The 25,909-nt window shown below is 57.5% G+C and carries 23 protein-coding genes and 4 pseudogenes; 11 read left to right on the forward strand and 16 right to left on the reverse strand.

The genetic code is table 11. From position 1 onward, the window contains the following. Positions 1 to 105: 105 nt before the first annotated feature. The 6 genes from F8N96_RS27815 to F8N96_RS27840 all read left to right on the forward strand — a co-directional run bounded on the left by F8N96_RS27815 (position 106) and on the right by F8N96_RS27840 (position 8,975). Positions 106 to 3,531: a molybdopterin-dependent oxidoreductase gene (locus tag F8N96_RS27815; RefSeq protein ID WP_150800520.1), complete on the forward strand. Its 3,426-nt coding sequence runs from the start codon at positions 106 to 108 to the stop codon at positions 3,529 to 3,531. A 33-nt stretch (positions 3,532 to 3,564) separates the two neighbouring features. After that, positions 3,565 to 4,512 (forward strand): ornithine cyclodeaminase family protein, encoded by a 948-nt coding sequence (locus tag F8N96_RS27820; protein WP_150800521.1) that lies wholly within the window; start codon positions 3,565 to 3,567, stop codon positions 4,510 to 4,512. Positions 4,513 to 4,563: 51 nt separating this feature from the next. After that, entirely contained in the window at positions 4,564 to 6,009 is a 1,446-nt protein-coding gene (locus F8N96_RS27825) for a short-chain fatty acid transporter (RefSeq protein ID WP_150800522.1), read from the forward strand. 139 nt (positions 6,010 to 6,148) lie between these two features. After that, positions 6,149 to 7,147: a GTP 3',8-cyclase MoaA gene (moaA, locus tag F8N96_RS27830; RefSeq protein ID WP_150800523.1), complete on the forward strand. Its 999-nt coding sequence runs from the start codon at positions 6,149 to 6,151 to the stop codon at positions 7,145 to 7,147. A 386-nt stretch (positions 7,148 to 7,533) separates the two neighbouring features. Further along, positions 7,534 to 7,893, forward strand: coding sequence for a hypothetical protein (locus tag F8N96_RS27835; protein WP_150800524.1), 360 nt, complete (start codon positions 7,534 to 7,536; stop codon positions 7,891 to 7,893). 200 nt (positions 7,894 to 8,093) lie between these two features. After that, a complete protein-coding gene (locus F8N96_RS27840; RefSeq protein WP_150800525.1) occupies positions 8,094 to 8,975 on the forward strand; it encodes a phage antirepressor N-terminal domain-containing protein in 882 nt (293 codons plus the stop codon). 53 nt (positions 8,976 to 9,028) lie between these two features. On the opposite strand, the gene F8N96_RS27845 is transcribed toward F8N96_RS27840, so the two are convergent. From F8N96_RS27845 to F8N96_RS27890, 10 genes are all read right to left on the reverse strand, one after another. Beyond that, positions 9,029 to 9,739 carry a GntR family transcriptional regulator gene (locus F8N96_RS27845; protein WP_150800526.1) on the reverse strand — a complete coding sequence of 237 codons (711 nt, stop codon included), beginning with the start codon at positions 9,737 to 9,739 and terminating at the stop codon, positions 9,029 to 9,031. 71 nt (positions 9,740 to 9,810) lie between these two features. Beyond that, positions 9,811 to 10,833 (reverse strand): proline racemase family protein, encoded by a 1,023-nt coding sequence (locus F8N96_RS27850; protein ID WP_150800527.1) that lies wholly within the window; start codon positions 10,831 to 10,833, stop codon positions 9,811 to 9,813. 11 nt (positions 10,834 to 10,844) lie between these two features. After that, positions 10,845 to 12,326 (reverse strand): aldehyde dehydrogenase family protein, encoded by a 1,482-nt coding sequence (locus F8N96_RS27855; RefSeq protein WP_150800528.1) that lies wholly within the window; start codon positions 12,324 to 12,326, stop codon positions 10,845 to 10,847. Continuing rightward, entirely contained in the window at positions 12,323 to 13,621 is a 1,299-nt protein-coding gene (locus F8N96_RS27860; protein ID WP_150800529.1) for an NAD(P)/FAD-dependent oxidoreductase, read from the reverse strand. Before F8N96_RS27860 ends, F8N96_RS27855 begins: the two co-directional genes overlap by 4 nt. Next, positions 13,618 to 14,661, reverse strand: coding sequence for a 4-hydroxyproline epimerase (locus tag F8N96_RS27865; RefSeq protein WP_150800530.1), 1,044 nt, complete (start codon positions 14,659 to 14,661; stop codon positions 13,618 to 13,620). The genes F8N96_RS27860 and F8N96_RS27865 overlap by 4 nt, the downstream gene beginning before the upstream one ends. 59 nt (positions 14,662 to 14,720) lie before the next feature. Then, the gene (locus F8N96_RS27870) at positions 14,721 to 15,602 is read right to left on the reverse strand and encodes a dihydrodipicolinate synthase family protein (protein WP_150800531.1); all 882 of its coding nucleotides are present in this window, start codon (positions 15,600 to 15,602) and stop codon (positions 14,721 to 14,723) included. A gap of 37 nt (positions 15,603 to 15,639) precedes the next feature. Then, a complete protein-coding gene (locus F8N96_RS27875) occupies positions 15,640 to 16,305 on the reverse strand; it encodes an amino acid ABC transporter permease (RefSeq protein WP_150800532.1) in 666 nt (221 codons plus the stop codon). 10 nt (positions 16,306 to 16,315) lie between these two features. Then, on the reverse strand, positions 16,316 to 16,987 hold the full coding sequence (locus tag F8N96_RS27880) for an amino acid ABC transporter permease (protein ID WP_150764008.1): 672 nt from the start codon (positions 16,985 to 16,987) through the stop codon (positions 16,316 to 16,318). 11 nt (positions 16,988 to 16,998) lie between these two features. Further along, positions 16,999 to 17,763: an amino acid ABC transporter ATP-binding protein gene (locus tag F8N96_RS27885; protein WP_224794132.1), complete on the reverse strand. Its 765-nt coding sequence runs from the start codon at positions 17,761 to 17,763 to the stop codon at positions 16,999 to 17,001. A gap of 109 nt (positions 17,764 to 17,872) precedes the next feature. Further along, complete coding sequence (locus tag F8N96_RS27890; RefSeq protein ID WP_150800534.1) at positions 17,873 to 18,715, reverse strand: transporter substrate-binding domain-containing protein; 843 nt, start codon at positions 18,713 to 18,715, stop codon at positions 17,873 to 17,875. A 69-nt stretch (positions 18,716 to 18,784) separates the two neighbouring features. Between F8N96_RS27890 and F8N96_RS35515 the strand changes: the two genes are divergently transcribed. The 3 genes and pseudogenes from F8N96_RS35515 to F8N96_RS27905 form a co-directional block, all read left to right on the forward strand. Then, a complete protein-coding gene (locus F8N96_RS35515; RefSeq protein WP_224794133.1) occupies positions 18,785 to 19,096 on the forward strand; it encodes a GFA family protein in 312 nt (103 codons plus the stop codon). 243 nt (positions 19,097 to 19,339) lie between these two features. Then, positions 19,340 to 19,774, forward strand: coding sequence for a PRC-barrel domain-containing protein (locus tag F8N96_RS27900; protein ID WP_150800535.1), 435 nt, complete (start codon positions 19,340 to 19,342; stop codon positions 19,772 to 19,774). Between the two features lie 110 nt (positions 19,775 to 19,884). Further along, positions 19,885 to 20,391 (forward strand): annotated as a pseudogene (locus tag F8N96_RS27905) (GGDEF domain-containing protein); the annotation flags it as partial. Positions 20,392 to 20,551: 160 nt separating this feature from the next. Here the strand turns inward: F8N96_RS27905 and F8N96_RS27910 are convergent. After that, positions 20,552 to 20,677 (reverse strand): annotated as a pseudogene (locus F8N96_RS27910) (AsnC family transcriptional regulator); the annotation flags it as partial. A 19-nt stretch (positions 20,678 to 20,696) separates the two neighbouring features. Here F8N96_RS27910 and F8N96_RS35135 point away from each other — a divergent pair. Further along, positions 20,697 to 20,846 (forward strand): annotated as a pseudogene (locus F8N96_RS35135) (LysE family translocator); the annotation flags it as partial. 149 nt (positions 20,847 to 20,995) lie between these two features. Then, positions 20,996 to 21,409, forward strand: a complete 414-nt coding sequence (locus F8N96_RS27915; RefSeq protein WP_150800536.1) for a response regulator — start codon at positions 20,996 to 20,998, stop codon at positions 21,407 to 21,409. 393 nt (positions 21,410 to 21,802) lie between these two features. Here F8N96_RS27915 and F8N96_RS27920 read toward each other — a convergent pair. The 5 genes and pseudogenes from F8N96_RS27920 to F8N96_RS27940 form a co-directional block, all read right to left on the reverse strand. Further along, positions 21,803 to 21,964, reverse strand: a pseudogene (locus F8N96_RS27920) (carbonic anhydrase); the annotation flags it as partial. Positions 21,965 to 22,135: 171 nt separating this feature from the next. Beyond that, complete coding sequence (locus F8N96_RS27925) at positions 22,136 to 22,639, reverse strand: Lrp/AsnC family transcriptional regulator (protein WP_150800537.1); 504 nt, start codon at positions 22,637 to 22,639, stop codon at positions 22,136 to 22,138. Positions 22,640 to 22,682: 43 nt separating this feature from the next. Then, on the reverse strand, positions 22,683 to 24,035 hold the full coding sequence (locus F8N96_RS27930; RefSeq protein ID WP_150800538.1) for an aspartate aminotransferase family protein: 1,353 nt from the start codon (positions 24,033 to 24,035) through the stop codon (positions 22,683 to 22,685). Further along, complete coding sequence (locus F8N96_RS27935) at positions 24,032 to 25,093, reverse strand: phosphotransferase (RefSeq protein WP_150800539.1); 1,062 nt, start codon at positions 25,091 to 25,093, stop codon at positions 24,032 to 24,034. Before F8N96_RS27935 ends, F8N96_RS27930 begins: the two co-directional genes overlap by 4 nt. Then, complete coding sequence (locus F8N96_RS27940) at positions 25,093 to 25,806, reverse strand: haloacid dehalogenase type II (RefSeq protein WP_150800540.1); 714 nt, start codon at positions 25,804 to 25,806, stop codon at positions 25,093 to 25,095. Before F8N96_RS27940 ends, F8N96_RS27935 begins: the two co-directional genes overlap by 1 nt. Positions 25,807 to 25,909 lie beyond the last annotated feature (103 nt).

Below are 25,909 nucleotides of genomic sequence, written 5' to 3' on the forward strand. Positions count from 1 at the left end.
TTTTTTCCAATATCGCATTACAAAAAAAAAGAATTATAAATACCCAATAATGCTCGCTAGCATCGAGCCATGACAACACTGTGACAAGATGCCGAGTAACTAAACATGAGCATTATCGAGAAAGCAGGCTATTGCACACTGTGCCGCTCCCGCTGCGGCACCATCAACCTGGTAGCGAACGACACGCTGCTGGAGGTTCGTCCAAACCCCTCCCACCCCACCGGGAAAGCGATATGCCTGAAGGGAAAGTCAGCCCCTGAATTGCTTCATAGTGCTGATCGCATTTTGTTTCCAATGCGCAGGACCAACCCCAAGCACCATCCGGATCCAGGTTGGAAAAGAATTACTTGGGAAGAAGCACTCTCAGAAGTCGCCAATCGCCTCCAACATGCGAAGCGAAATGAGGGAGCCGAATCGGTCGCTTTCGCAGTCACCACACCCAGTGGGACTCCCTTGAGCGACAGCATCGACTGGATTGAACGTTTCATCCGCTTGTTTGGCAGTCCTAATACTTGCTACGCCACTGAGATCTGCAATTGGCACAAAGATCACGCTCACGCTTTCACATTTGGCTGTGGCATGCCCACTGCCGACTATCGTCGCGCTGAGCTGATTCTGCTCTGGGGACACAATCCAACCAATACCTGGCTTGCCCAAGCGGAAGCGATCGGGGTTGGCAGAAATGCTGGCGCCAAGTTAATCGTGATCGACCCCCGAGCAACACCATTGGCAAGCCAGGCAGATCAGTGGCTGCGCGTTGCACCCGGCACGGACTTAACTCTGGCGATGGCGCTTGCCAATCTGCTAATTGAGTCCAAAGCATTCGACCTGGACTTCGTTTGTCGCTGGACCAATGGACCGCTTCTTGTCCGTGCCGACAATGGCCATTTTCTCCGAGGCCGCGATATCGGGTGGGCAGATGAAGATGCGTTCGTAGTCTGGGACACCCTTACAGAAGCACCAACAGCATCCCGCACATTGCATAGCGAAGACTTTGATCACTTGGCGCTACGCGGAACCTTCCAAGTCCAAATCGTAGAGCAGAACTCCCCACGCTTAGTGAACTGTCGGCCCGCATTTGAGCTGTATGCACTCGAGTGTGCGCATTACTCTGTTGAGCGAACCTCGGCTATTACCCAGATTCCAGAAGCCGACATACGCAATGCCGCGCGTCTCATCGGATCCGCAAGCCGGATTGCCTTTCATGCCTGGTCAGGCGTAGGTCAGCACGACAATGCGACCCAAACCGATCGCGCAATGGCATGTCTCTATGCCCTGACAGGTAGCTTCGACAAGATCGGCGGCAATCGGGTGTACCAAAAGCCACCACACAATGCCGTTGCTTCGTTTGACCTGCTCTCAGACGAGCAGCGACAGAAGGCACTGGGTTTTGCTGACCGGCCGCTGGGGCCCCCTTCTCAGGGCTGGATTACAGCACGTGATCTCTACAATGCCATCCTCACCAAGCAGCCCTATGCCATCCGCACGCTGATGGCTTTCGGCACCAACTTGCTGTTGTCGCAACCGGAAGTTGATAAAGGTGCCAAAGCACTTGGCGCACTTGACTTCTATGTGCATTGCGACCTTTTTGAATCACCAAGTGCCCGTTACGCGGACATCTTGCTCCCCGTAAATACACCTTGGGAGCGGGAGGGGTTGCGTATCGGTTTCGAGATATCGGCGCAGGCCGAGCAGCTCGTTCAACTTCGCCAACGGATGGTTTCTTCCCGCGGCGAATCGCGGTCGGACAACGAAATCGTCTTTGATCTGGCGGTCAGGCTGGGGATGAGCGACCAGTTCTTCGGTGGCAGTCTCGAAGCGGGTTGGGACCATATGCTTAGCCCATCCGGTCTGAGTGTGGAAATTCTGCGTAACCATCCGGAAGGCGTTCAAGTACCTATTGTGGACGTCGCAAGAAAGTACGCTACGCGTCCTCGGCATAGCGCATTCAACACGCCTACCGGGTTGGTGGAGCTTTACTCAGAGCGCTTGCTGAATCATGGCTACCCCCCTTTGCCCTGCTCTAAATCACCCCAAGACGGTGGTGGCACGGTACAGGGCTGCGCCTTCCCCTTGGTGCTGACTTCTGTCAAGAGCGGCTACTTTTGCCATAGCCAACATCGCAGTCTCGCATCCCTCAGACGCAAAGCGATTCGGCCAGAACTGGAACTGTCCTCGGAGTTGGCCGCTGCCCGCGGAATCAAGCAGGGCGATCCCGTCAGAGTCACGACCGCAGTCGGTAATGCTCTGTTCATGGCACGTGTAACCGAGGGGCTGCATCCTGGGGTTGTGGTCGGTGAATACGGGTGGTGGCAACGGTGTGATTCGCTCGGCCAAGTCGACCTTGATGCCACCGGCAGTTCCAATAGCAACTTCAACAGCCTGATCTCCAGCGACAATATTGATCCCATCAGCGGGTCTTCACCTCTTCGGGCGTATCGCTGCGACGTCCAGCGAGATGAGCGTTTCAACATCGAGCAGAGGCGCTGGGAAGGATTCCGTGATTTTCGCATTGCCAAGCTGGTGAAAGAGACTTGCGACGTCACTTCGGTGTACATGGAGCCGCTCGACGGTGGCGGCTTGCCGGATTTCCAGCCGGGGCAGCACGCCACTATCAGGCTACCGATTGGCCCACAAGAAGTGGTGCGCTCCTACTCAATGACCGGGTCCGCATTCGTAGCCAATCGCAAGGGTTACTCGATATCGGTTCGACGCGCGACTGGACGCACCCCCGACGGCGAGCAGGTCTTCGGTCGAGCATCCACCTACATCAATCAGGAATTGGCCGTGGGCGATGTCATCTCACTCCGGGCTCCGTCCGGTACGTTCATCATGCCCGTTGCCACTTCGCGTCCTTTGGTTCTTCTGGCTGGCGGAATCGGTATTACACCCTTCATCAACTTGCTTGAGACGCTTGTTGATGTTGTGGCGCCCCCTGAAACTCTTCTGCTCTATGCGAATCAGCAGGGTGCGGCTCACGCGTTCAAAGCTCGTCTCAAAGCGCTCCAGGAGCGAATTCCTGGCCTTGAAATCATCAATTTCTACGACCGCCCCAGTGCGGAAGACCAATTGGGCGTTGATTACGACGTTGCCGGCCGAGTCAGTGTCGACTGCATTCCATCAGCGATGCTCAAACGTCGCCCGCTTTTCTACATGTGCGGGCCCGCTCCAATGATGGACGCCTTCACCAATGCGCTCATCGGTGTTGGTGTTCCTCGCTTCGACATCATCAAAGAAATCTTCCGGTCCCCGTCAACGGTAACGGTGGAGCCTGGTCAAGAGTTTCGTGTGTCGTTCACCAAATCAAGCATCTCCCGCACGTGGAAATCGGCAGACGGACCATTGCTCAGCTTCGCCGAAAGCCTGGGTGTGGATTTACCCAGCGGATGCCGAGTCGGCCAATGCGAAAGCTGTTCCGTGCGTGTTGTGTCAGGAGCCACTCGGCATCTGCACGGCGAAGAGCCCGAAGACTCCTCCGTATGCCTGGCCTGCCAAGCAGTTCCAACCAGCGACCTTGTTCTTGACGCCTAACGACAGAGCTCCACCCACCTGGAAGAAGCAATCATGCTGATACTCGATGCCCCAACGACCCGCTCACTCCTCCCTTTTGACCAACTTGTCCCTGCACTGAAGAACGCGTTCAGCCGAGGATGCGAGGTTCCGCTTCGCCACAATCACAGCATTCAGGTCGACGGCAAAGAACCCGGGACGATGCTGCTGATGCCTGCATGGCAAGCTGGTGAATACCTTGGCATCAAAACTGTAACTGTCTTCCCGGGGAACACAAAGCTCAAACTCCCGGGCCTGCATTCCACCTATATGCTCCATGACGCAAACACGGGTAAACCGCTGGCGTTAATTGATGGCAATGAAATTACGTCCCGGCGAACTGCTGCCGCCTCGGCACTGGCCGCTTCCTACCTGAGCCGTCAAGACTCCTGCTCCTTGCTGGTTCTGGGTGCTGGGCGAGTCGCCAGTTTGCTGCCTTATGCTTACCGCGCAGTAAGGCCAATTGAACATGTTTCGGTCTGGGATATCGATCAAGGACAAGCTGAACGTTTGGTGGAACAGCTAAGAGCCGATGGGTTTCATGCAACAGCCGCCCAAGACCTGGAAAGCAATTGCAAAGTTGCCGACATTGTGACGGCTGCCACCCTGTCTACTGTTCCTCTCGTGCGGCGTGAATTCCTACGACCAGGCACTCACCTTGATCTTATCGGTGGTTTCACGCCGCAGATGCGAGAAGCTGATGACTGCTGTTTCGACGGAACTTCCATATTCGTCGACACAAGCGAAGCCCCGATGAAAGCCGGGGATTTGCTGCATCCGATCGCGTCAGGCGTCATGAGCGAGGTTGATATTAGCGCTGATCTCGCTGAACTGTGCCGCAGCGGTCATCCGGGAAGAAAAAACAGTAAGGAAATTACCGTATTTAAAGCTGTCGGCACCGCACTGGAAGACTTGGCGGCCGCCGTAATGGCTTACGAAACATACTGCAATTATGGCCAATAACAACTGACAACCTAGCGCTGCCATCAATTCAAATAAGTACAGGAGACAGCCATGAAATCTGCAACCATCACAACAAAGGAAGAAGAAACGACTTCTCACACAGGACTTGAGAGACTTGCAATCAGGGTCACGGAATGGTCGGAGAGATGGTTTCCGGACTCTTACATTTTTGCTGCAATTGCGGTAGTAGTCGTCGCCTTCGGTGCTTTGTGCATAGGCGCATCACCAAAGGCGGTAGCCGTCGCTTTTGGTGATGGCTACTGGAGCCTTATTCCCTTCACCATGCAAATGGCCATCGTCGCGATATCTGGATATGTCGTGGCGGTTTCCCCACCGGCGTCCGTGTTGATCCAAAAGCTCGCAGCGGTACCCAAGACAGCTCGAGGTGCAGTGGCCTTCGTAGCCCTTGTAAGTCTATTGGCCTCACTGTTCAACTGGGCGATCAGCCTCATTTTGAGCGGGCTCCTGGTACGTGCGATCGCCCGACGCACTGGATTTCGCGTTGACTATAGAGCAGCGAGTGCAGCCGCGTACCTGGGCATGGGAGCGACCTGGGCCTTGGGCTTGAGTTCCTCCGCCGCTCAACTGCAAGCTAATCCAGCTAGCTTGCCAAAATCCTTGTTGGATATCACAGGTGTAATCCCATTCTCAGAGACCATCTTCCTGTGGCAGTCGATGGCAATGACTTTCGTTCTGATTGTCGTCTCTGTGCTAGTGGCCTACTTCTCTGCTCCAACAGAAGAGCGCGCGCTAACGGCCAAGGATATGGGCGTAAACCTCAATGACACGGACGAAGCGGTGACACGGCCGACCCGTCCTGGTGAATGGCTGGAATATAGCCCACTGCTCACGCTGCTTATCGTTGGCCTCGGAGCCGTTTGGCTGTTCTTTGAGTTCACGACAAAGGACCCGGTCTTTGCAATATCCAGCCTCAACACCTACAACTTCATGTTTCTTATGCTGGGGATGCTGCTCAACTGGCGGCCGAAGCGCTTTCTTCGAGCTGTAGCGAAGTCTGTACCATCGACTGCCGGTGTATTGATTCAATTCCCTCTATACGGTGGCATCGCGTTTATTCTAACCAAAGCACTTGGTCCGGACGGCGCAACCCTTTCTCACCACATGGCATCGGCATTCGTCTCAGTGGCTACTGAGGAAGCTTTCCCCGCCGTCATGGGTGTGTATTCGGCAGTGCTAGGTTTCTTCGTGCCTTCCGGCGGTGGCAAATGGATCATTGAGGCCCCCTATGTCATGCAGGCAGCTAACGAGTTGCATGTTCATCTGGGGTGGGCGGTTCAAATATACAACGCCGCAGAAGCACTCCCCAATCTGATCAATCCTTTCTGGATGCTACCGCTTTTGGGCGTGCTGGGCATTAAGGCCAAGGATGTCGTCGGTTTCACTTTCACTCAGTTAGTTGTCCACACTCCCCTTGTGCTGTTCATGTTGTGGGCACTCGCCTTCACCCTCACCTATCAGCCACCGGTTATGCCATAGGTCAACATCCTTGTGCGGCGCCTTCGCCGGTGCCGTACAAGCCGGGTATCTCTCGACACGATCTGTAAACTCACTCAACCCCCGTTGGTGGGCTTGATCTCACCTATACACAGGACTGTGTAAAACTGGAGGACGACGAATGTTAACTGACATTTTGCTGGATAACTTTGGTCGACGCATAGACTATCTACGAATTTCGGTGACGGACAGATGCGACTTTCGTTGTGTCTATTGCATGGCGGAAGACATGAAGTTCCTCCCTCGCCAAAGAGTGCTTAGCCTGGATGATCTTTACCTCCTCGCCGAGAGATTCGTTACATTAGGCACGAGAAAGATTCGTCTGACTGGTGGCGAGCCTCTCATTCGGCCGGGCATTCTCGGATTATGCGAACGAATTGCAATACTGCCGGGTTTGAATGAACTTTGCTTGACGACTAACGGCTCTCATCTTGCTCGACTGGCTTACCCCTTGTTCGCGACAGGTTTGAAACGCCTTAACATCAGCATGGATAGCTTGAGACCCACTCGCTTTCGCCAACTGACTCGAACAGGTGAACTGAACCAGGTTCTGGCCGGAATCGACGCGGCACTCGCGGCCGGCTTTCAGCAGATCAAGCTGAACTGTGTAGTGATGAAAGGCCGTAATGATGACGAAATCCTTGACCTGGTGACATTTGCCATAAACCACTGGATAGACATTAGCTTCATTGAGGAGATGCCGCTTGGGAGGATTGATGAGCACAGTCGCGTTGAATCGTTCTGCTCAAGCGCTGAAGTGCGCAACCGCATTGCCGAACGCTACACGCTGATTAAATCGATGGAAACCACCAATGGTCCGTCACGCTATTGGCGCTTGGCAGAATTCCCATCCACTCGAATTGGATTCGTTTCGCCTCATAGCGAGAATTTTTGTGCAGATTGCAACCGTGTGCGAATAACCGCGGAAGGGAAGTTATTACTGTGCCTGGGTAACGAGGCGTCCGTTGACTTGAAGAAAATACTGGAATGCTCCCTTGGGGATAATCTTCAACTCGATCAAGCCATACTGGGTGCGATGCGAAAAAAGCCGAAAGATCACGACTTCCAAATAAGTGACGATGTTCAGGTCATTCGATTCATGAACATGAGTGGAGGATAAAAATACTTTTGAAAGTAAATCCGTGCCCTTTCCCACCTTTGAAAGTAAAACCGTCCCCTTTCCCAGTCCCTTTCCCACGTCCCCTTTGCCTCTCTTCTTCCTAAGAGTTCTGGGCCAGGCTGGGTTGATAAACGGCAATGGGCGGACTGTGGATTTCACTTGCCCATGGCGTTCCGGGGCTGTTCGGCAGCGCCCTGTTCGCACCTGGTTTTTCTGTTTCTGGCGGTGTGTGCTGCGCTGATAATCTCTAAGGCTTGAGGCGCATCGAACGCTCATACTGAAAAACAAGCTCATTGGAAAGTCTGGGCTTCTGGCAACTCCGGAACCGTCTGCTACCGTCAACAAGCGAGTCCGTATTGCGGCGGATTATAAGGAGCAAACCCACCATGCCTGCCCATGAAGTGTCTTGGTCCACTCGTTTAAAACTGTCGCTGCTGGCGGGAGGACTCACCGCTACCTTGCTCGCGCTGGCCAGCGAGGTCGCCGTGTTGCGTACCGAGCCCCTTCGTCCCCATGTACGGCTGGGCGAAGTGCTCATTGATGCCAGTGTCGATCCCGCCCCGCCTATCGCCCAGGTCGAAGAAAAACTGTGTGAAGAAGCTGCCAAGCTTGGGGGCGATGCCGCGGTGGTGGTTTACGACCATATCCAACCCGTGGGCGCCTATGTCAACGGACCGCTATGGGCTCGAGACGTCAAAACCATCGAGGGTCGAAAACTCAAGGCGATTGTGATCAAGTACCGCTAACCACTCTCCAGGATTTTGTACACACCACAGATCAAAATGTGGGAGCGAGACCGGCTTGCCGGCGAAGAGGCGTTTCCACTGGACCAACCAGCAAACAGCACTAGACTTCCAGCCATGACGCTGACATTTTTTTTGTTCGGGTTTATGCCGGCTTTGGCTCGGCGAATAGTCGGGCATGTAGTCAAAAAAGGAGCACCGCCATGCAGGAGCATCTGATGCCAGTCCCGTTCTACGAGGACACGGTAGTTCTGGTTGGTCAGGGCACTGATCCGTTTGTCGCTATGAAGCCGATCGTCAAGAATATGGGACTGGACTGGGAAACGCAGTTGCGAAGACTGGAGGAGAGATTCAACTCAGTGGTGGTTGAACTGACCACGACGGGAGGTGATGGCAAACAATACGCAATGACCTGTCTCCCCCTTCGCAAGCTTGCGGCGTGGCTCTACTCGATAAACCCGGCCAAGGTGAAGCCCGAGTTTCGCGCCAAGGTCGTTCGTTACCAGGAAGAATGCGACGACGTGTTGTGGGACTACTGGAGCAAGAGCAGCACTTCTCGCGCCGGATCGGCGAACGTTGCGCAACTGATAGCCCTCTCACGCCATCGGATTGCACTGCTCAAGGAATTGAGCCGTACCTGCGACAACGCCATACGCACTGCGATCCATGAGCAAGTCGCACTCGCCTCCCACCAGTTAGGATTGTCAGTCCCCGACCTGACCAGCATCGGGACCGGGGCACCAGCTCCCGCCAACATGTTGGTCGAGTTCTGGGGTGCGCTGGCGTTTCTGGACAGCAAGGGTGTGCGTTACAACCACTGCACCCCATCGAAGGATTTTCTCTACTTACAGCTTCCCCACCTTGCCCAACTATTCAAAAAGCACGACATCGAGATCAAGTTCACCCGCGAATTACGCCAGGCGATGAGGGAGTCCAAGCATCCACGTTATATAAGTAATACGACTCAACACAGCGCTATAGAACGCATTTCGTTGAAATGCTGGGTATTTGAGTGGCCCGTTCGCCGCGAACGAGATGTGTTTGAAGCCCTGGATAAATATCCGGTCAGGCGCAATACAGCCTGACTGGATTTACCCCAGCCGAGTGAGCCCGCGACTGCGCTTTTTTGCCGGACATCTCAACCAACGGACATCTTCTCGGTCAGGTTCTGTTGCAGGTACGCCAGGAAACGTCGCTGGAACAGCATCGTGTGTTCATGCGCCGCCCGTTCTGCCTCGTCGGGCTTGCGCGCAGCAATGGCATCGACGATTTCATCGTGGTCGCGACCGATCGAAGTCGTGGAATTGGCTGAACTGATGATGTAGTCGAAGTGCAGGTGCAGCAGGCGCTGGCCTTCACCCAACAGCTTTTCGTAGTAACTGATGAAGTACGGGTTTTTTCCGGCCTCGGCAATCGCCATGTGCAAGGCTTTGTTGGTTTCGGACATCGCCTGGAAGTCTCCGGTACTGACTGCGTCCAGATAGGCCGCATCGGCGCCACGAATACGAATCAGGTCTTCATCCGTACGGTGCAGGGCCGCGAGGCGGGTCACCGCTCGCTGAATCAGGTCAAGGGCAGAAATGTAGTTGGGGAATTCTTCGATTTCGAAGGGCGTCACCAGTAGCGTGCGGTTCGGCAATATGGTGACCAGGCCTTCGCTGATCAACCGGGCAAGCGCATCTCGCACCGGAGAGCGGGAAAGACCAAATTGCGCGGCCAGGGAGACTTCGTCCAGCGGCATGCCGGGCTTGAGCTTCAGCGTCAGGATCTGCTTGCGCAACTCTTCGTAGATGTAGCGACCGCCATGGCGTTTGACACCGCTGCCAGCTTCAATCGTTTCTTTGCTCATAGGGTCATGCTCTCGGCAGTGCAGGCCGGTCATCCAGCCAGCCTGCAACTTTAACATCCGCCCGGGGATAGTTAGAAACCCTCACCCCAGGTGTCGCTCAACATAAAGCCTTCGGCCAGAGGATCATCCGGATCGACCCCGATCTGATGCAGCCCATAGATCCACGCCCGTCCGGTGATTCTGGGGAGAACCGCCGGTTTTCCCGCCAATTGCGTCAGCCCCAGCAACTCAACCTGAAATTCGCCACCAATGGTAGAACGCGAGGTCAACTTATCCCCCACCTCGACCAGGCCCCGTGCGCTCAAGGTCGCCAGATTCGCCGAACTGCCTGTCCCGCAGGGCGAGCGGTCGACTCGCCCCGGGGGCAGCGTGGTGCAGGTCTGGTAGGTTCTAGCATCCACGCGGTTGCGGAACATCACATAGGCCACCTCATTGAGTTCCTTGAACAACGGGTGACACACCTTCATTTGCTCATTGATCAGGCCTTTGAGGCGAACGCCTTGAGTGGCCAGTTCACGGGCGTTCTCAGGGGCGATGGTCAAACCGATCTGATCGACATCGACCAGCGCGTAATAGACACCGCCGAACGCGATGTCTGCCTTGATCAAACCAAAGTCTGCGGTTTCGATCGGCACATCCAGTTGCTCGACGAACGACGGCACCATGTCCAGCGACACACTCTGGCAGCGCCCGTCCGCGCACTGCGCACGGGCGGTGACCAGGCCGGCCGGGGTGTCCAGCACTACCGTGGTCACCGGCTCGACCATTTCCAGCATGCCAAGCTCCAGCAACGCCGTGACCACGCAAATGCAGTTGCTGCCGGACATGGGGTGAGCCTTGTCCGCTTGCAGCACGATGAACCCGGCCTGGGCCTCGGGCCGCGTCGGCGGCAACAGTAAATTCACCGACATTTGCAGGCAACCACGCGGTTCCAGAATCACCAGGCGTCTGAGGCTGTCGTCGACTTCGTTGATGTAGTTCATCTTGTCGAGCATGGTCTTGCCGGGGATATCAATGACTCCGCCGGTGATGACCTTGCCGATCTCGCCTTCACAATGCACATCAGCCATTTGCAACGTCTTTTTCCAGCGCATGACGGGCTCCTTTACTTGATGTACCAGCCCCATGGCTGCTGGCTGTCGTAACGGGTGATCTGCTTGGTTTCCAGGTAATTGTTCAAGCCCCACTCACCCAACTCACGCCCGATACCGCTTTGCTTGTAGCCGCCCCAAGGGGCTTCGGTGAAGGTCGGTTGCGAGCAATTGATCCAGACGATACCCGCGCGCAGTCGGCGGGCAACGCGCTCGGCACGTGCAAGGTCATGGGACATCACGGCAGCCGCGAGCCCGAAGCGCGAGTCGTTGGCACTGCGCAACGCGTCGGCCTCGTCGTCGAAAGGACGCACACACACGACCGGGCCGAAGATTTCCTCTTTCCAGATCCAGCTGTCTTCCGGCACATCGGCAAAAATCGCCGGGGTCAGGAAGTAGCCTTTCTCGCAATTCGCCGGACGCGTACCGCCGGCAAGCAGCGTCGCGCCCTCCTCCTGTCCACGGGCGATGGCCGCCAGCACTTTGTCATACTGGCCGCGATTGACCAGCGGGCCAAGCAGCACACCCTCGTCCATGCCGTTGCCGATACTGACGCGCCGGGTCTGCTCGACCAGTCGCTTGAGCAGTGGCTCGTAAAGGTCTCGCTGGACCAGCACCCGTGAAGTCGCCGAACACACCTGGCCCTGGTTCCAGAAGATCCCGAACATGATCCATTCAACCGCGGCTTCGATATCGCTGTCGTCGAAGATGATGAAAGGCGATTTGCCCCCCAGCTCCAGGCTGATGTTTTTGATGTCGCGGGCGGCGGCCTGCATGATCCGCGTACCGGTTGGCACGCTGCCGGTGAACGCCAGCTTATCGATGCCCGGGTGTTCGCTCAGTGGTGCGCCGGCTTCCGGGCCGAGGCCGGTCACGACATTAAGCACGCCAGCAGGCAAACCCGCCTGATGGGCGATATCCGCCAGTTGCAGGGCGGTCAACGGTGTCAGCTCCGACGGCTTGAGCACCATGCAGCAGCCGGCGGCCAATGCCGGCGCGACTTTCCAGGCGGCCATCAGCATCGGGAAGTTCCAGGGAATGATCGCCCCGGCGACGCCCACCGGCTCCTTGCGCGCGATGGACGTGAAGCGCTCATCGGCGAGGGAAATGTTCTGTTCACGATGGCCATCGAGGTCATCGGCCAGGTCGGCATAAAAATCAAAGCAGCCTGCGGTATCGGCGATGTCCCACTGGGCTTCGGGCAACGGTTTGCCGTTGTCTCGCACCTCAAGCTCGGCCAGTGTGTCCTGACGCTCACGGATGCCACTGGCGATGGCCCGCAGAATAGTCCCGCGCTCGGCCCCGGTCATTTGCGGCCATGGACCTTCATCAAATGCACGGCGTGCAGCGCTGACAGCCAAGTCGATATCTTCAGCGGTGGCCGCAGCGACCTGGGCGATCACTGATTCATCGCTTGGGTCCAAAGTGTCAAAAGTACCGCCACGCTTGGGGCGAACCCACTGGCCGTCGATATAGAGCTGGTCATAGGATTTCATGCATGGCCTCCACCAAGGGTAAAGCGCTGGGCGCTAAAAGGGGTCAGGTTCTGAGCGGGCGTTCGACCGGCAACCAGGTCAGCGATCAGTCGTCCGGTGGTCGCTCCCAAGGTCAGGCCGAGCTGGCCGTGACCGAATGCCAGGAACACATTCGACAGTCGGGTGCTGCGATCGATAACCGGTTTGGTGTCGGGCAAAAACGGGCGATAGCCGACGCCGTACTCGATGTTGTCCAGTTGCAGCCGGGGAAGAATTTTTCGCGCTTTCTCAAGAATGATCTCGGCGCGCTTGAAGTTCGGCTCGGCGTTCGGGCCGGCAAACTCGATGGTGCCGCCAATCTGCAAACCACGGGTCATCGGGCTGAAGCAGAAGCCGCCATCGGCATAAATCACCGAGTGACGAATCTCCACGCCAGGGGTGGGCAGCAACACCTGATAACCGGCAATTCCGGTCAGCGGTACCTGCGCACCGATCTGCTCGAAAAACTGTCGCGAGCCTGTGCCGGCGGCAATCACCACATGATCCGCAGCGTAACGTTGGCCATCGCCGAGGGTGACGCCACTGGCACGGTCGGCCACCTCATCAATCCGCTTGACCTGGCCGCGTACACGAACGCCGCCCTGATCGAGAAAACTTTGCGTCAGCGCGGCAATAAAACCTTTCGTATCACTCACCGCCCGCCAGTCTGGAAACAGCAGGCCATGGCTGAATTTGCCGGCCAATGCCGGTTCGAGATCCGAAATTGCAGCCGCGTCCAGCACTTCGGATTTGAAACCCAGTGCCTGCCGCAGCGCCAGGTGCTCACGTTCGTGTTCGATGCCCGACGGTGTATCGAACACCTCGAGGATCGGCCGTTCGCCCATCAGGGTCTTGTCCGGGCACGCCTCCAGCAAGGGCGCATAGTCCTCGTAGACATGGTGCGTCAGCGTCGCCATGTCTTGGGAAATTTCGACGATTTTCGAGTGCCGGGCACAGGCCAGAAACCGCAGGAACCACGGCAGGATGCCAGGCAACGCGCCGGGCCTGAGCGCCAGCGGGCCCTTCTGATCGAGCAGCCAGCCCGGGATTTTTTTCAGGATGCCGGGCTTGGACAGCGGAATGACCTCGCTGACCGCCATCTGCCCGCAACTCCATTTGGCGGTGCTGTCGCCCGCGGCGGCCGGGTCGATCAGGGTCACCGCATAACCTTCCCGTTGCAGGTATAGGGCACAGCAGACGCCGACGATACCGCCACCGACCACAATGGCCTTTTCTCCGGGAACGGGGGTTTGTGCAACGGGCTGCGCAGGTGTCATAGGGAAGTCTCTTGAGCAGAGGCTGGAGCGGCATAATCTTCCAGACTGAAGCCGTCCCACCAGGGTTGGGTATCGTCGACAATAAACTCAGCGCGCCCGGTGATCCATGCCCTTCCTTCGATGCTGGGGCGAATCGCGGCAGTGCCGTCTTCCAGTTGCAGTGTCTGCGCCACGCGACCGACGAAAAAACTGCCGATCAGGCTTTCGTGGCGATAAGCGCCCTCTTCGGCCAACCAGCCACGAGCAAAGCGTTGCGCGACCCGGGCCGAACTGCCGGTGCCGCATGGCGACCGGTCGATCAGGCTTTCACCGGCAATCACCACGGCCCGGCCCTGAGACGCTGATGACAGCGGCGCGCCTGTCCACATGCAGTGTTTGACACCTTTGATCGCCGGGTTTTCAGGGTGAACCACGTCCACGGACCGGTTGAGCAGATCCTGCATTTCCCGGCCCATTTCCAGCAGTTGCTGCGCACTGAAATGCTCACAACCCGGATAGTTGGGCTGCACTTCGATAATCGGGTAAAAGTTACCGCCGTAGGCGATGTCTATCTTCAACGGCCCCAGTGGCGGGAATTCGATTGCCAGGTCACGGTGCAGCAGGAACGAGGGGACGTTGGTGAAACACACCGAACTGACGTTGTCGCCGCTACGGGTGTAGGTCGCGTGGATCTGCCCTGCCGGGACGTCCACCACCACGGTGTCCGGGGTTTTGGGCTCAATCAGTCCAGCCTCCAGTGCAAAGGTAATCGAACCCAAGGTGGCATGCCCGCACATGGGCAGGCAACCGGAGGTTTCGATAAACAACAGGCTGAAGTCACTGTCAGCACGCACCGGCGGGTAGAAAATCGTACCGGACATGTGGGAATGGCCGCGGGGTTCGAGCATCAGGCTACGGCGAATCCAGTCGAAGTTGGCCATGAAATACTCACGCCGCTCGTTCATGGTTCGCCCTTTGAGCGCGGGTGCCCCGGCTATCACCATGCGCACAGGCATGCCTTCGGTATGGCCTTCGATACTGCTGAAAACGTGTCGGGTCATCTCACTCTCTCCTGTAAAGCCACATCAGCCGGGCATGGCGACTGATGTGGCAGGCGACATCAGCCCTGGGCCAGTTCGAACGCCTTGCGGAAACCGGCCTTCTCTTCGCTGGTCAGCGGTTGCAGCGGCATGCGCGCGTTGCCGGCGTCGAAGCCTGCCAGCTCGCAACCGTACTTGACCTTCTGGATGAACTTGCCCGACTCCATGTCTGCCAGCACCGGGAACAGCGAGCGCACGATGGCCTGGGCACCGGCCAGGTCGCCGCTGGTGTACTGGGTGTAGAAATCGCAAACCTGTTGGGTCAGGCAGTTGGCCGGGCCGCAGATCCAGCTGGTGGCGCCCCACAGGAAGAAGTCCAGGGCCTGGTCATCGGAACCGCAGGACAGCTGATAGTTGTCCTTGTAGGTGTTACCGATTTCGATGGCGCGCAACAGGTTGCCGCTGCTTTCCTTGATGGCGATAACGCGCTTGTTGTCCTTGAATGCGTCCAGCACGCCAAAGCCGACTTCGACGTTGGTGCGCACCGGGTAGTTGTACAACACCAGGTCGATATCGGGCACGGCATCGAGAATGGCCTGGTAGTGCCCGACCAACTCTTCCTGGGACGGCAGCGCGTAGTAAGGCGGCGCGATCAACAGGTTGGTGTAGCCGGCATCGCGGGTCTGCTTGACCTGCTCGATCACTTCACGGGTGCAGGAGCCATTGGCGCCGGCAATCAGCACGCCACGGTCACCGACTACTTCACGCACGGTGGCCAGGACCTGGCGGCGCTCTTCATTGGTCAGGGCGTAATACTCACCGGTGGAACCCAGTGGCACGAAGCCTGTGACACCCGCTTTGAGTTGAAACTCGATAATGTTGGAGAGCATGTCGAAATCGACTTTGCCGGCCTTGTCGAACGGGGTGACCAGAGCAGGCAGGATGCCTTTGAGTTGAGTCATTGCAGACACTCCACTTAAGTTGGATATCAGGGTTGGGTTAGTACGCATAGCGACGCAGCATCCGCGCTTCGATCACGCCGACCAGACGGGTCAGCGGGAACGCCACGAGGAAATAGATCACAGCCACCGCCGAGAGAAACTCGACCGGGCGGGCCGTGCTGTTGGAAATGTTCTGGCCGACGAACATCAGGTCGGCGATGCCCACCGAAGAGATCAGCGCGCTCTCCTTGAACAGTGAAACCACGTTGGAAAGCAGCGGCGGAATGCCCCGCAGCAAGGCCTGGGGAAACACCACGAAGAGGGTTTTATTCCACGAGGCCAGGCCCAATGCGACGCAGGCGTCATGCTGCTCGCCCGGGATGGACTTGAGCGCGCCGCGAAACGTCTCGCTGGTGATGGCGGTCATGTACAGGGTCAGCGCCAGCAACACCGACAGGTAAGGCGGGATATCGATGCCAAACACCACCGGGAAGCAGAAGAACACCCAGAACAGTTGGATCAACAACGGCGTACCGCGAAACAGCTCCACGTAAAGGCCGGCGGGCACGCTCAACCAGCGACTGCCCGACGCACGCAACAGGCTCAACAAAAAGCCGCACAGACTGCCCAGAATGGCGCACCCGACGGTGAACACCAGTGTCAGCGCCAGCCCTTGCAACAAGGCCTGCCAGTAAGAAAACACCACGGTGAAATCAAGGTTCATCACAGCCTCCTCAGCGCGCGAGCGCGGTGTCCTGACGACGTTCCAGCCACTGCACGAACTGCGCGATGGGCAACGACAGGGCGAAGTAGATGAGCGCGATCAGCGAGTAGGTTTCCAGCGGGCGATAGGCCTCGGTGGCGATGCTTTTGCCGACGTACATCAAGTCGCCCACCGCGACGATTGCCACCAGCGCACTTTGCTGAAGGATCGAGATGCCATTGGTCATCAACACCGGAACGGCACTGCGCAATGCCTGCGGAAGAATCACGTAGAGCGTTCGCTGCCAGGGGCGCAGGCCCAAGGCGATGCTGGCGTCCAGATGTTCATGGGGCACCGCCTGCACACCCGCCCGATAAGCCTCGGCGTTGAACGCGGTAAGGTTCAGGCCCAGGGCGAGCACGCCCATGGTGATCGGGTCGATGAACACATCGAACAGCATCGGCACGCAGTAGAAGAACCAGACGATCTGCAGCAGCACCGGCGTGCAGCGAAAAAACTCGATGAACAGCTGAGCCGGCCAGCGCAGGAAAAACCAGCGGCTCAAGGTCAGCAGGCACAAGCCGAAGCCCAGCACCAACCCGACGATGTTCGACACCAGCGCCAGTTGCAGGGTGACCTTCAACCCGTCCCACAGCAGGCCGAAATTGCCGCTGAGAAAGTTGAAATCGAATTGATAATTCATCTTTGCGCTCCTCAGTCCAGATGCAGCACTTTTTCCAGGAACTCGCGGGTGCGCGGTTCCCTGGGCTGGGTGAACAACTGGTCGGGATGGCCTTGCTCGACGACTTTGCCGTTGGCGCAGAACACCACGCGAGTGGCGATGTGCCGGGCGAAATGCATGTCGTGGGTGACGATGATCATCGCCATCTTCTGTTCGGCCAGTTGCAGCATCACGTTCTGCACCTCGATGACCATCTCGGGGTCGAGTGCCGAAGTGACTTCGTCGAACAGCATCAACTTGGGTTCGAGCATCAGCGCCCGGGCAATCGCCACGCGCTGTTTCTGGCCGCCGGATAACTGGCTGGGGTAAACGTTGAGCTTGCTCTCCAGGCCCAGTCGGGCGAGCAGTGCCCTGGCCTTCTCGGTGGCCTGCAGTTTCGACAGGCCATGCACTTTCATCGGGGCCAGGATCAGGTTGCCCAGCACCGACAGGTGCGGAAACAGCGTGTAGTGCTGGAACACCATGCCCACCTGGGTTTGCAGCGAACTGTCCATGGGCTTGCCTTTACCCCGGGCATTGCCGTCGATGTACGGTTTGCCCTGGAAGCGAATGGTGCCGCCCTGAATGCTTTCGAGCCCCATCATGACCCGCAGTAAAGAGCTTTTGCCGCTACCGCTGGGACCAATGATCACCAGGCGATCGTCGGCCCGCATATCCAGGTCCAGGTGATCCATCACCACCAGGTTTTCGCCGTAGGACTTGTAGACGTCGCGCAGTTGAATGAACTCACCGTTCATCTTTTCGCAGGCGTGCAGTGGCCGTGGCGGCACCGCCGCCAGATTGGAAGCTTTCATCGAACATTCTCCGGGAGCGCGCAGCCCGCTGCGCGCTCGACGTCGGCGGGATTTACTGAGGGGTTTTGTCGGCGTTGGCCAGTTGCGAGGCTTTGTCGACCAAGGCGTCGATTTCACCGGTCTCGCGGCGCTGGGAGAGGTAGATGTTCAGCGTCTGCAAATCGGCCGCGCTGACGTCTCGGCGCACACCGAACGCTACGCCTTGCTTGGCCAGTGCGGGCTTGGGCAACACTTCCCTGGTCCAGCCGGGGTTGGCCACGGCGAACAAGTGATTGGTGTCGCTGGCATCGACCAACACATCGGCGCGCTTGGACATCACCGCCATCCGCACCTCGTCCATGCCCGGCAGGCGCATGATCTTGCCCTGTTTGATCACTGCGGAAATCGCCTTGTCCTGCGCGGTGCCGGACATGACCGCGAAGGTCACTTCAGGCTTGTCGAAATCGGCAAGGGTGTTGCTGGCATTCGCCAGTTTCGGGTTGTCCTTGTTGATCAGCAATGACACCTGATAGTCGGTGGCCGGCACCGAAAAACTCACCGCCAGTGCCCGTTCAGGCGTCTGGTTGAGCGCCATGGCCATGTCCCACTTGCCACCTTGCAACCCCGCCACGAGGTTGTCCCAGTTGGTGTCGACGAACTCGACCTTGACCTTCAGCACCTTCTCGCCGAAGTCGCGGCACAGGTCCACAAAATAGCCGCTGTATTCACCAGAGCGGGCATCGCGCATGACGTAAGGCGCGGCGACGGCCGCGCCACAACGCAGCACACCTGCTTTCTGAATGTCTTTCCAGAGTGAAACATCAGCCGCCTGGGCTGGGACCTGGGTGAGCAGCGCGCCAATAGCGGATGCACAAACGAGCATGTTGCGGATGGTGCGAGGAAGGAACCGAGCCATTTTGACCTCTCCGATGATTTCGTTCTTGTAGGCAGGAAGGTACAAATCTACATCGTTGTGCGCCGTCATGTGTGCAGCGCTGTATGCAGATTAGATTTGAACGAATCGGACTGTCAACACGCGTCGGGAAAAATAATCGGGAAGGTGACCGGGCGGTCGAGAAGGCAGCGTAACGGCAGTCGTTCCGGGCACCCCGTTCGACCTCGCCGCGACCGCTCTTCCGAATCGGTACTTCGTCAATTTTGCGGTCAGTGCGGTTCGTCGCTGTTCTGGTCGAGAAGCCGAGGTGACTACGCAGACTGGATTTCCATAGCTTTGGGCACGCTCGACACAGTCCTAACCTGGAAAGCTATCCAAAGGGACTGCGCACGGAAGGAATAGCATCGACCAAGTATCTACGATATCGATAGAATGAATATCCAATAGATAAGAACCATACGAAGCATCACATGTAAACAGCTCCCGATTAAAAGCCGATTAATTATTTTTATCTCCAACTCACCACTCGTCGTCACGTAGAAAAAAATTCGACTTTTTCAAAAGCGGAAGACTCCCAACAATACAGCCCACGAAGGCGGTATGGGCGTTATCTGATTGATTGGCGATAGCTGATAGGAGATAGCAATGAACTACGAAGATCGCGATACCTATGGTATGTACAAAACCAACCTCCTACGAGACACCGGCTCCGAGGAACAGGGGCCTGGCCCCGACCTGATGGGGGCGGACACACTCATTGGAAATGATGTTTATAACCATAACGAAGAAGACTTGGGAGACATCAAGGAAATCATGCTGGATGTACGCAGCGGCAGAGTGAGTTATGCCGTGCTGTCCTTTGGTGGTTTTCTTGGCATGGGAGAAAAACTGTTTGCGGTACCCTGGAATGCACTGACACTCGACACAGTAAACAAGCGCTTCATACTGAACGTAGAGAAAGAACGCTTGGAAAATGCACCAGGTTTTGACAAGGACAGTTGGCCTAATATGGCTGATAAGTCTTGGGCAACAGAAATTCATACTTTCTATGGAACTAAACCCTACGACTACAATAGCTAACTGTCCAAATCTGAAACGAAGAGTGATGCGCGCCGAGTAAAACAACGACATGTAAACTTGGTCGTTGGGGGTCCAAACCCTAAGGCGCGCATTGCGTTGAGACATTCGCTGCGCCGACCGATCCGCTGGCATGCCGGATACTCATCATGTGGCCCCGCGCCCCTGCGAAAAATCGGTTCAAACGCTTACAATTGCTGCTAATCGATATCGACAACTTCAAACTGGTCAACGACCTGTACGGCCACACGGCTGGCGACCGATTGCTGGTCGCGCTAAGCGAGATGATTCGTTCGGCATTGCCCGATGGCGCGGTTGCGGCCCGGCTGGGCGGTGACGAGTTCGCCATCCTGTTGGGTAGAGCGTCGAATGAGCGAATCCTCGAACTGGGCAGCGCGCTACGTGAGCAGTTTCACCAGGCTGCCTCACAGACCTTCGCCACGCCTGAAGCGGTGACGCTGAGCATCGGGGCCACTCTGTTCGACCATCCGCCGACCAGCCTGGCAGCACTGATCGAACAAGGCGACACCGCGCTGTATGCCTCCAAGCGTGGCGGACGCGACAGTCTCCGCCTGGTCGATCGGACCCTCGCCAGTTCCGAGCCGCAGCGGGTGCGTTGATTCGCTCGTAGTGGAGATCGTTGGCGGTGCTGGATGTCCTCGGCATGGCAAGCGCTGGCATTGGGGGATTTGCCGGTCGACAGGCTGCACTCGGCCAAAAGCGGTCGCTCACCTTCTCTTAAATACATGCAGCTTGCCCATCACAGAGGAAGTGGCCTGTCTCCAATGCCCGAACTCGCCGATGACAGGGTGAAAGGCTTAGGCCCACGCGCTCGGCCAGTTCGGTGACCGACAGGCGACCATCCTTTTGCAGCTCTGCAAGAATCTTTCGATCGATCCTGTCCATTTAGAAGATTATCCCAACAAGTTGTGGCGTGATCTACCTGCTGGTGGGATTTGGCTCGCAGGTGATTCTTGGGGCGCGCCCTGGCGCCGCTCAATGGGTCAGCCGTTTCTCGGGGGCCGCGATGATCGTCATCGCGCTTGTGCTGCTGATCGAACAGATGCGGGGTTGACCCCCCTCTGGCGAGACTTGCGTTACTTTTAAGTCGCAGCCCCGGGCATCAAGATGGCTCGCGTGCGTAGCCTCAATCAAAAAAAAACGCCTACACTGAAAAATCTATCTGCCTGGCATGGAAATGAGCCGAGATGAAGGAACCGGCGCATGAAAAAAAACCAATGGGAAAAACTCTCACCCCTGACTGGATGGGTAATCGTCGTGGAAGACGAACCAACGTTGCGCATGTTAATCGTCGAGGTTTTGACCGAGCTCGGTCTGCGATCGCTGGAATTCTCAACTGCCGATGAGGCTATGAAGTACATATCGGGATCGTATGGCGGTTGTCCGTTGTTGATCGCGGATTATGGCCTACCCGGTCAGATCCAAGGCGCAGAATTTATTGAGATGATGAAGCTTAAATGGCCCTCGACCGGAGCAATTCTCACATCCGGTTATGACCTGAATTCCTCTATGGTACCCGCTGGGACGACATACCTTCACACGCCCTGGTCTATAGATGATCTGATCCTGGCCGTAACAACCCTACTTAAACCTGGTAGCCCTCTCGCAGAACGATGATTCGCAGGCGTTGCCCATGGGCGAGAAAGTCTTCATCACTTTATTTTTAATGTTGAGCATTTTATGGATCGCGGCCACTGTGGGGACGGTGTATTGGCTTCTGTAGATTCGGAACAAGGTATCCAACGAGACAAGTCGTGAAATGCGGTGATGCTCCTAGGCCAGCAGGTCTTGCAGTTGGTCGCTTGTCGACGACGCGTAATGGCCGTTTTTTGCCAGTAGCGACCGGCTGAAAACGGCCAGTTCCGGTCGTCCGCCAGTCCCGTCGAGCAGTCATTCGAACGGCTGATCTTCTCCAAAACTTGTCCGGTAGAGACAATGCCGCTTCGCTGACCTTAACTGGGGCGAAAATATTCCGGGAGTAAGGCGACCACCCTCACTTGGCTCCCGCCATTACATCTGTCTGCCGTTGCGCGCAGCGATCGCAACGGTGGTCGGCGAATCAGCAAGTGAAACGAATTGTCGTGTCGCGCCATCAAGCGCGTCAATGCAACCCGCCTCGATGTCGTAGACCCAGCCGTGCAGATTCATGCGCCCCTGCTCGAGCGCGAGTGCCTCCTCCTCATTGCCAGTCCGGTATCAAGCTCCACTTCCTCACAAAAATGCGATGAACCTTTCTTTTGCACCGTAACTAAAGAAGTTTAGAAACACGACGGGCGCCAAGTCCAACACGGGCGCCATAGTGGCGCACGACGCCAAACCTCATGCGCCAATGCCTCACCCCCATCACTCCCAACTTGGCTTTCCGTTGGCGATAATACTCAGCGGATATCCGCGTTGCTCGAGCGGCTCGCGCAATACGATCCGGCTGGCAAATTTCTCGATCCCGATATCATCTTCCAGCAGCCGATCCATGAGCGCCTGAAAATAGGAAATGCCAGGTACCACGATTTTCAGAAGGTAATCGTAACCGCCACTGACGTTGTAGCATTCGACGATTTCGTGGTACTCACCAGCCCCTGCTTCGAATATACGGAAGTCGCTGGGCCGATGACTGCTGATGGTCACCTCGGAAAACACGATTACGTGGCTGCCCAGCTTCTCCAGTGCGACCTCCGCGCGGTAGCCCCGGATAACGCCGATCTCCTGAAGCCGTTTCGTACGCAGGAGACATGGGCTCTCACTGAGGCCAATGGCTGCGGACAGATCGACATTCGAACAGCGTCCCTCGCGCTGCAGATGCACAAGAATCTTGATATCGAACGGGTCGAGGGAAGCTGAAGATCGCATGAGTCGTACCTTGAGTGCCTCGCCTACGTTTTTCAACGGCCTGTTAGCGCGCTTTTTCCGATTGCGCTTCGGTTAGCGCTTCGTCGAGCGTCTCGATCACCATACCGGCTTGTTCCGCTGACAGCACCAGCGGCGGTCGAATCTTCAGCACATTGTGTCCCTTCGCACAGGCGCTGAGCAGGACGCCTTTGTCGCGCATCAGATTGACCACCCGGCTGGTGAGCTCGCGGTCGGGGGTTCGCGATGCGCGGTCCGAGACCAGTTCCACGCCGACGAACATGCCCGCGCCACGTACGTCACCAATGGCCTCGTGCCGGTTGGCAAGCGCGGCGATGCCGTCGTGCAGGATCTTCCCGACCCTGGCGGCATGCTGCACCAGGCCTTCTTTTTCGATCGTATCCAACACCGCCAGCGCCGCCGCGCAGGATACGGTATTGCCGGCGAAGGTATTGAAGTACCTGGAGTTTTTACCGAATTCCGCCAACACGTCAGCGGTGGCCAGCAGCCCCGCGACAGGTTGTCCATTGCCCATCGGCTTGCCCAGGGTGACGATATCGGGGATGAGGCCGTGACGCTGAAAACCCCACATATGCTCGCCCGTCCGACCGAAGCCGGGCTGGACCTCGTCGGCGATGAAAATGCCGCCGGCCCGCTTGATCGCGTCGACCGCCCCCTTCAAGAAGCCCGCCGGGCCCGGGAGGATGCCGTCGCTGGTGAACAGGGAATCGACGATCAGTGCCGCCGGCTTGATGCCGTGACGCTGAAGATCGGCGATCGCCGCCTCGACATCGCGGGTAAAGCGTTCGCCGAGTTCGGCACCCTCGGCATGATAGAGGCAAGGTGCCGGTACCAGGCGAACGTGCGCGCCGAGATCGACTGTCGCGCCGAGCGATGGCGAGAATTGCGACACTGCGTCGGTGAAGCCGTGGTAGGCGGTTTCGGTCACGATCACGCCCGTGCCTCCGGTGCGGACCTTGGCGATGCGATAGGCGACGTCGTTTGCCTCGCTGCCCGTGCAGGTCAACATGAGATGAGCAAGGTCTGTCTCGGGCACGGTCGCGAGCAGGCGCTCGGCCAGTTCGAGAATGGTGTCGTGCAGATAGCGGGTGTTGGTCGCGAGCGTCTGCGCTTGTCTGCATATCGCCTCGGTCACCGCCGGGTGACAATGCCCGAGTGAGGCGACGTTGTTGTAAACGTCGAGGTAACGGCGACCCTGCGGATCGAACAGCCACACGCCTTCGCCGCGCACGATGTGCAGCGGATGTTCGTACATCAGCCGATAGGCCGGGCCGAGCAAGGCATCGCGCCGTTCGATCATCGCCGCGGTGACGGGTCCCACGTCGGCACGTCCGGGGATATAGGCGTTGACCATGTTGAGGTCAGTGGTGCTTTTCATTGGCTTTTTCCTTTTCGTACTTCGGTGAGCAAGCGGTCGCGCGCAGCATCGCGGGAAAGATCGGCCATCTGAGACAACGCCTCCCATGCTGCGGGGTTGTGGCGCATGATGTAGGCGCGGTTTTCGGGGTAGCGCGCAGCTCGCCATTCCGAAATCAGCACTGTGATGAGGTGCCGTGTAGCCATGAGATCGGCGACGATCTCCTGCTCGATGTCGGTCAGCGGCAGCGTCGCGTGATAGGCGCCGACGAACTGCGCCGCCCCCTCGAACGGATCGGCGCTGCCGGTCATGTGAAAGGCCGCCGCCGTAGCCACCTCACCGACCAGCGGCGCATGCAGCATGTCGCCGAAGTCGATGATCCCCACTACGCGCTCATGATCGTCGGGAGCGACCAGCACGTTGTAGAGGTGGTAGTCATTGTGGATTACCTGCGCCCTCACCGAGGCGAGGCGCGGCAGGACATGCTCGGTGAAGCGCGCCATGAACGACTCGGCAAGCGCGCGACGCGGAGCGTCCAGGATGCAATCGAGCTTGGCGGTCAGCCGGTGCGCTGCGGAAACGTTCCAGAGCAGATCGTGCGTCGCCGAAGGATGGGTGAAGTCGCGCAACGCGCGGTTCAATTCGGCGAGCACCGTCCCCATTGCCCGACGCTGCCCGGCGGTTCGGGGCGTCTCCTTGATCTGGATGCCGTCGAGATAGGTCAGCATCCGCACGGTGGTTTCAACCCCGTCGCCCAGCGCTACGGTGTCGCGCGTACGTCCGCCGAGCGTCCGCACGACACGTGGCACCGGCAGGTCGGGCGATACGCGGGCCATGTGCTCGAGCGCCGCGATCTGGAAATCCACCACCGCAACCGGCTCGGATGGATTACTGATCTTGAACACGTAACGCATGCCGTCCGCGGTCTCGATGCAGCAATTCTGGTCGCGCTCGCCCACCAGTGATTTGATCCTGCCATCGATGCCGTAGAGACGACCGACCAAGGCCCGCACCTCGTCCAGGGCAAGGCTGGGCACCGCCGTACTCAACGCCGCGGCCACAACCGGGTGCTCCGACATCATGCGCCTCGTTTCATCGTTGCGGCCTGGGGCAGACAGTCGAGCCCAAGCAAACCAGGAAGTTGGCGAATATCGGTCAACCGGTTGACACCATAACCCTCGAAACCTTCGAACGAGGGCTCGTGACCGCGATCGATGAAGGCCTTGGCCATGAACCCCAGGTCGTTCGCTGTCATGAGGTCGTAACGAAAGCTCGACGAGACGTGCATCATCTGCTCTGGGCCGCAGCCGAGTTGATCGAACATATATTCGAACATCTGCGCCCGTGGTTTGTAGGCGCGCGCTTCCTCGGCGGTGTACACGGCGTGCAAGGGTGCCTTGAGGTGGGCGACGCTATGCGGAATCAGATCGACCATGGAGTTCGACAGGATCACCAGCGGGACGTGCGGAGCGATTGCCTCCAGCACCTCGACTACATTCGGATGGGGCTGCCAGGTCGGGACCGCGTCGTAGAGTGCCAGCGCATCGGATGGACGATATTCAACGCCGTATGCCTTGCATGCCCGTTGAATGGAATTTTCAACAACGTTAAAGAACGGTTTCCACTCACCCAATACTTCATCGAGGCGGTAGAAGCCAAAACTGTCTAGAAAAGCCGGCATCCGATCGGTCGGAACACGGTCTGCGAAAATTCTTTTTGCAGTCGGCCCCATTTCGAAGTTGATGAGCGTCCCGTAGCAATCGAAGCTGATGAATTTCGGTTTGTATGTCATTGGGTTGATCTCTTACAGATTGACGACAGCTGGATGTCAGGCTGACGAATAAAGTGTATGGATATCAGCGCTTCGCAAATGCTTTATTGCCGCGGGAATCAAG

It is taken from the genome of Pseudomonas fluorescens, assembly GCF_902497855.1.
Lineage (GTDB): Bacteria > Pseudomonadota > Gammaproteobacteria > Pseudomonadales > Pseudomonadaceae > Aquipseudomonas > Aquipseudomonas fluorescens_BI.

What these genes read in the sequence shown, in the direction of transcription:
- F8N96_RS27840 (WP_150800525.1), top strand. Translation starts at nt 8,094, where the DNA reads ATGCAGGAGCATCTGATGCCAGTCCCGTTCTACGAGGACACGGTAGTT.
- F8N96_RS27900 (WP_150800535.1), top strand. Translation starts at nt 19,340, where the DNA reads ATGAACTACGAAGATCGCGATACCTATGGTATGTACAAAACCAACCTC.
- F8N96_RS27870 (WP_150800531.1), bottom strand. Translation starts at nt 15,602, where the DNA reads ATGACTCAACTCAAAGGCATCCTGCCTGCTCTGGTCACCCCGTTCGAC.
- F8N96_RS27885 (WP_224794132.1), bottom strand. Translation starts at nt 17,763, where the DNA reads ATGAACGGTGAGTTCATTCAACTGCGCGACGTCTACAAGTCCTACGGC.
- F8N96_RS27845 (WP_150800526.1), bottom strand. Translation starts at nt 9,739, where the DNA reads ATGAGCAAAGAAACGATTGAAGCTGGCAGCGGTGTCAAACGCCATGGC.
- F8N96_RS27835 (WP_150800524.1), top strand. Translation starts at nt 7,534, where the DNA reads ATGCCTGCCCATGAAGTGTCTTGGTCCACTCGTTTAAAACTGTCGCTG.
- F8N96_RS27850 (WP_150800527.1), bottom strand. Translation starts at nt 10,833, where the DNA reads ATGCGCTGGAAAAAGACGTTGCAAATGGCTGATGTGCATTGTGAAGGC.
- F8N96_RS27875 (WP_150800532.1), bottom strand. Translation starts at nt 16,305, where the DNA reads ATGAACCTTGATTTCACCGTGGTGTTTTCTTACTGGCAGGCCTTGTTG.
- F8N96_RS27865 (WP_150800530.1), bottom strand. Translation starts at nt 14,661, where the DNA reads ATGACCCGACACGTTTTCAGCAGTATCGAAGGCCATACCGAAGGCATG.
- F8N96_RS27940 (WP_150800540.1), bottom strand. Translation starts at nt 25,806, where the DNA reads ATGACATACAAACCGAAATTCATCAGCTTCGATTGCTACGGGACGCTC.
- F8N96_RS27935 (WP_150800539.1), bottom strand. Translation starts at nt 25,093, where the DNA reads ATGTCGGAGCACCCGGTTGTGGCCGCGGCGTTGAGTACGGCGGTGCCC.
- F8N96_RS27820 (WP_150800521.1), top strand. Translation starts at nt 3,565, where the DNA reads ATGCTGATACTCGATGCCCCAACGACCCGCTCACTCCTCCCTTTTGAC.
- F8N96_RS27930 (WP_150800538.1), bottom strand. Translation starts at nt 24,035, where the DNA reads ATGAAAAGCACCACTGACCTCAACATGGTCAACGCCTATATCCCCGGA.
- F8N96_RS27855 (WP_150800528.1), bottom strand. Translation starts at nt 12,326, where the DNA reads ATGAAATCCTATGACCAGCTCTATATCGACGGCCAGTGGGTTCGCCCC.
- F8N96_RS27815 (WP_150800520.1), top strand. Translation starts at nt 106, where the DNA reads ATGAGCATTATCGAGAAAGCAGGCTATTGCACACTGTGCCGCTCCCGC.
- F8N96_RS27915 (WP_150800536.1), top strand. Translation starts at nt 20,996, where the DNA reads ATGAAAAAAAACCAATGGGAAAAACTCTCACCCCTGACTGGATGGGTA.
- F8N96_RS27860 (WP_150800529.1), bottom strand. Translation starts at nt 13,621, where the DNA reads ATGACACCTGCGCAGCCCGTTGCACAAACCCCCGTTCCCGGAGAAAAG.
- moaA (WP_150800523.1), top strand. Translation starts at nt 6,149, where the DNA reads ATGTTAACTGACATTTTGCTGGATAACTTTGGTCGACGCATAGACTAT.
- F8N96_RS27880 (WP_150764008.1), bottom strand. Translation starts at nt 16,987, where the DNA reads ATGAATTATCAATTCGATTTCAACTTTCTCAGCGGCAATTTCGGCCTG.
- F8N96_RS27890 (WP_150800534.1), bottom strand. Translation starts at nt 18,715, where the DNA reads ATGGCTCGGTTCCTTCCTCGCACCATCCGCAACATGCTCGTTTGTGCA.
- F8N96_RS27825 (WP_150800522.1), top strand. Translation starts at nt 4,564, where the DNA reads ATGAAATCTGCAACCATCACAACAAAGGAAGAAGAAACGACTTCTCAC.
- F8N96_RS27925 (WP_150800537.1), bottom strand. Translation starts at nt 22,639, where the DNA reads ATGCGATCTTCAGCTTCCCTCGACCCGTTCGATATCAAGATTCTTGTG.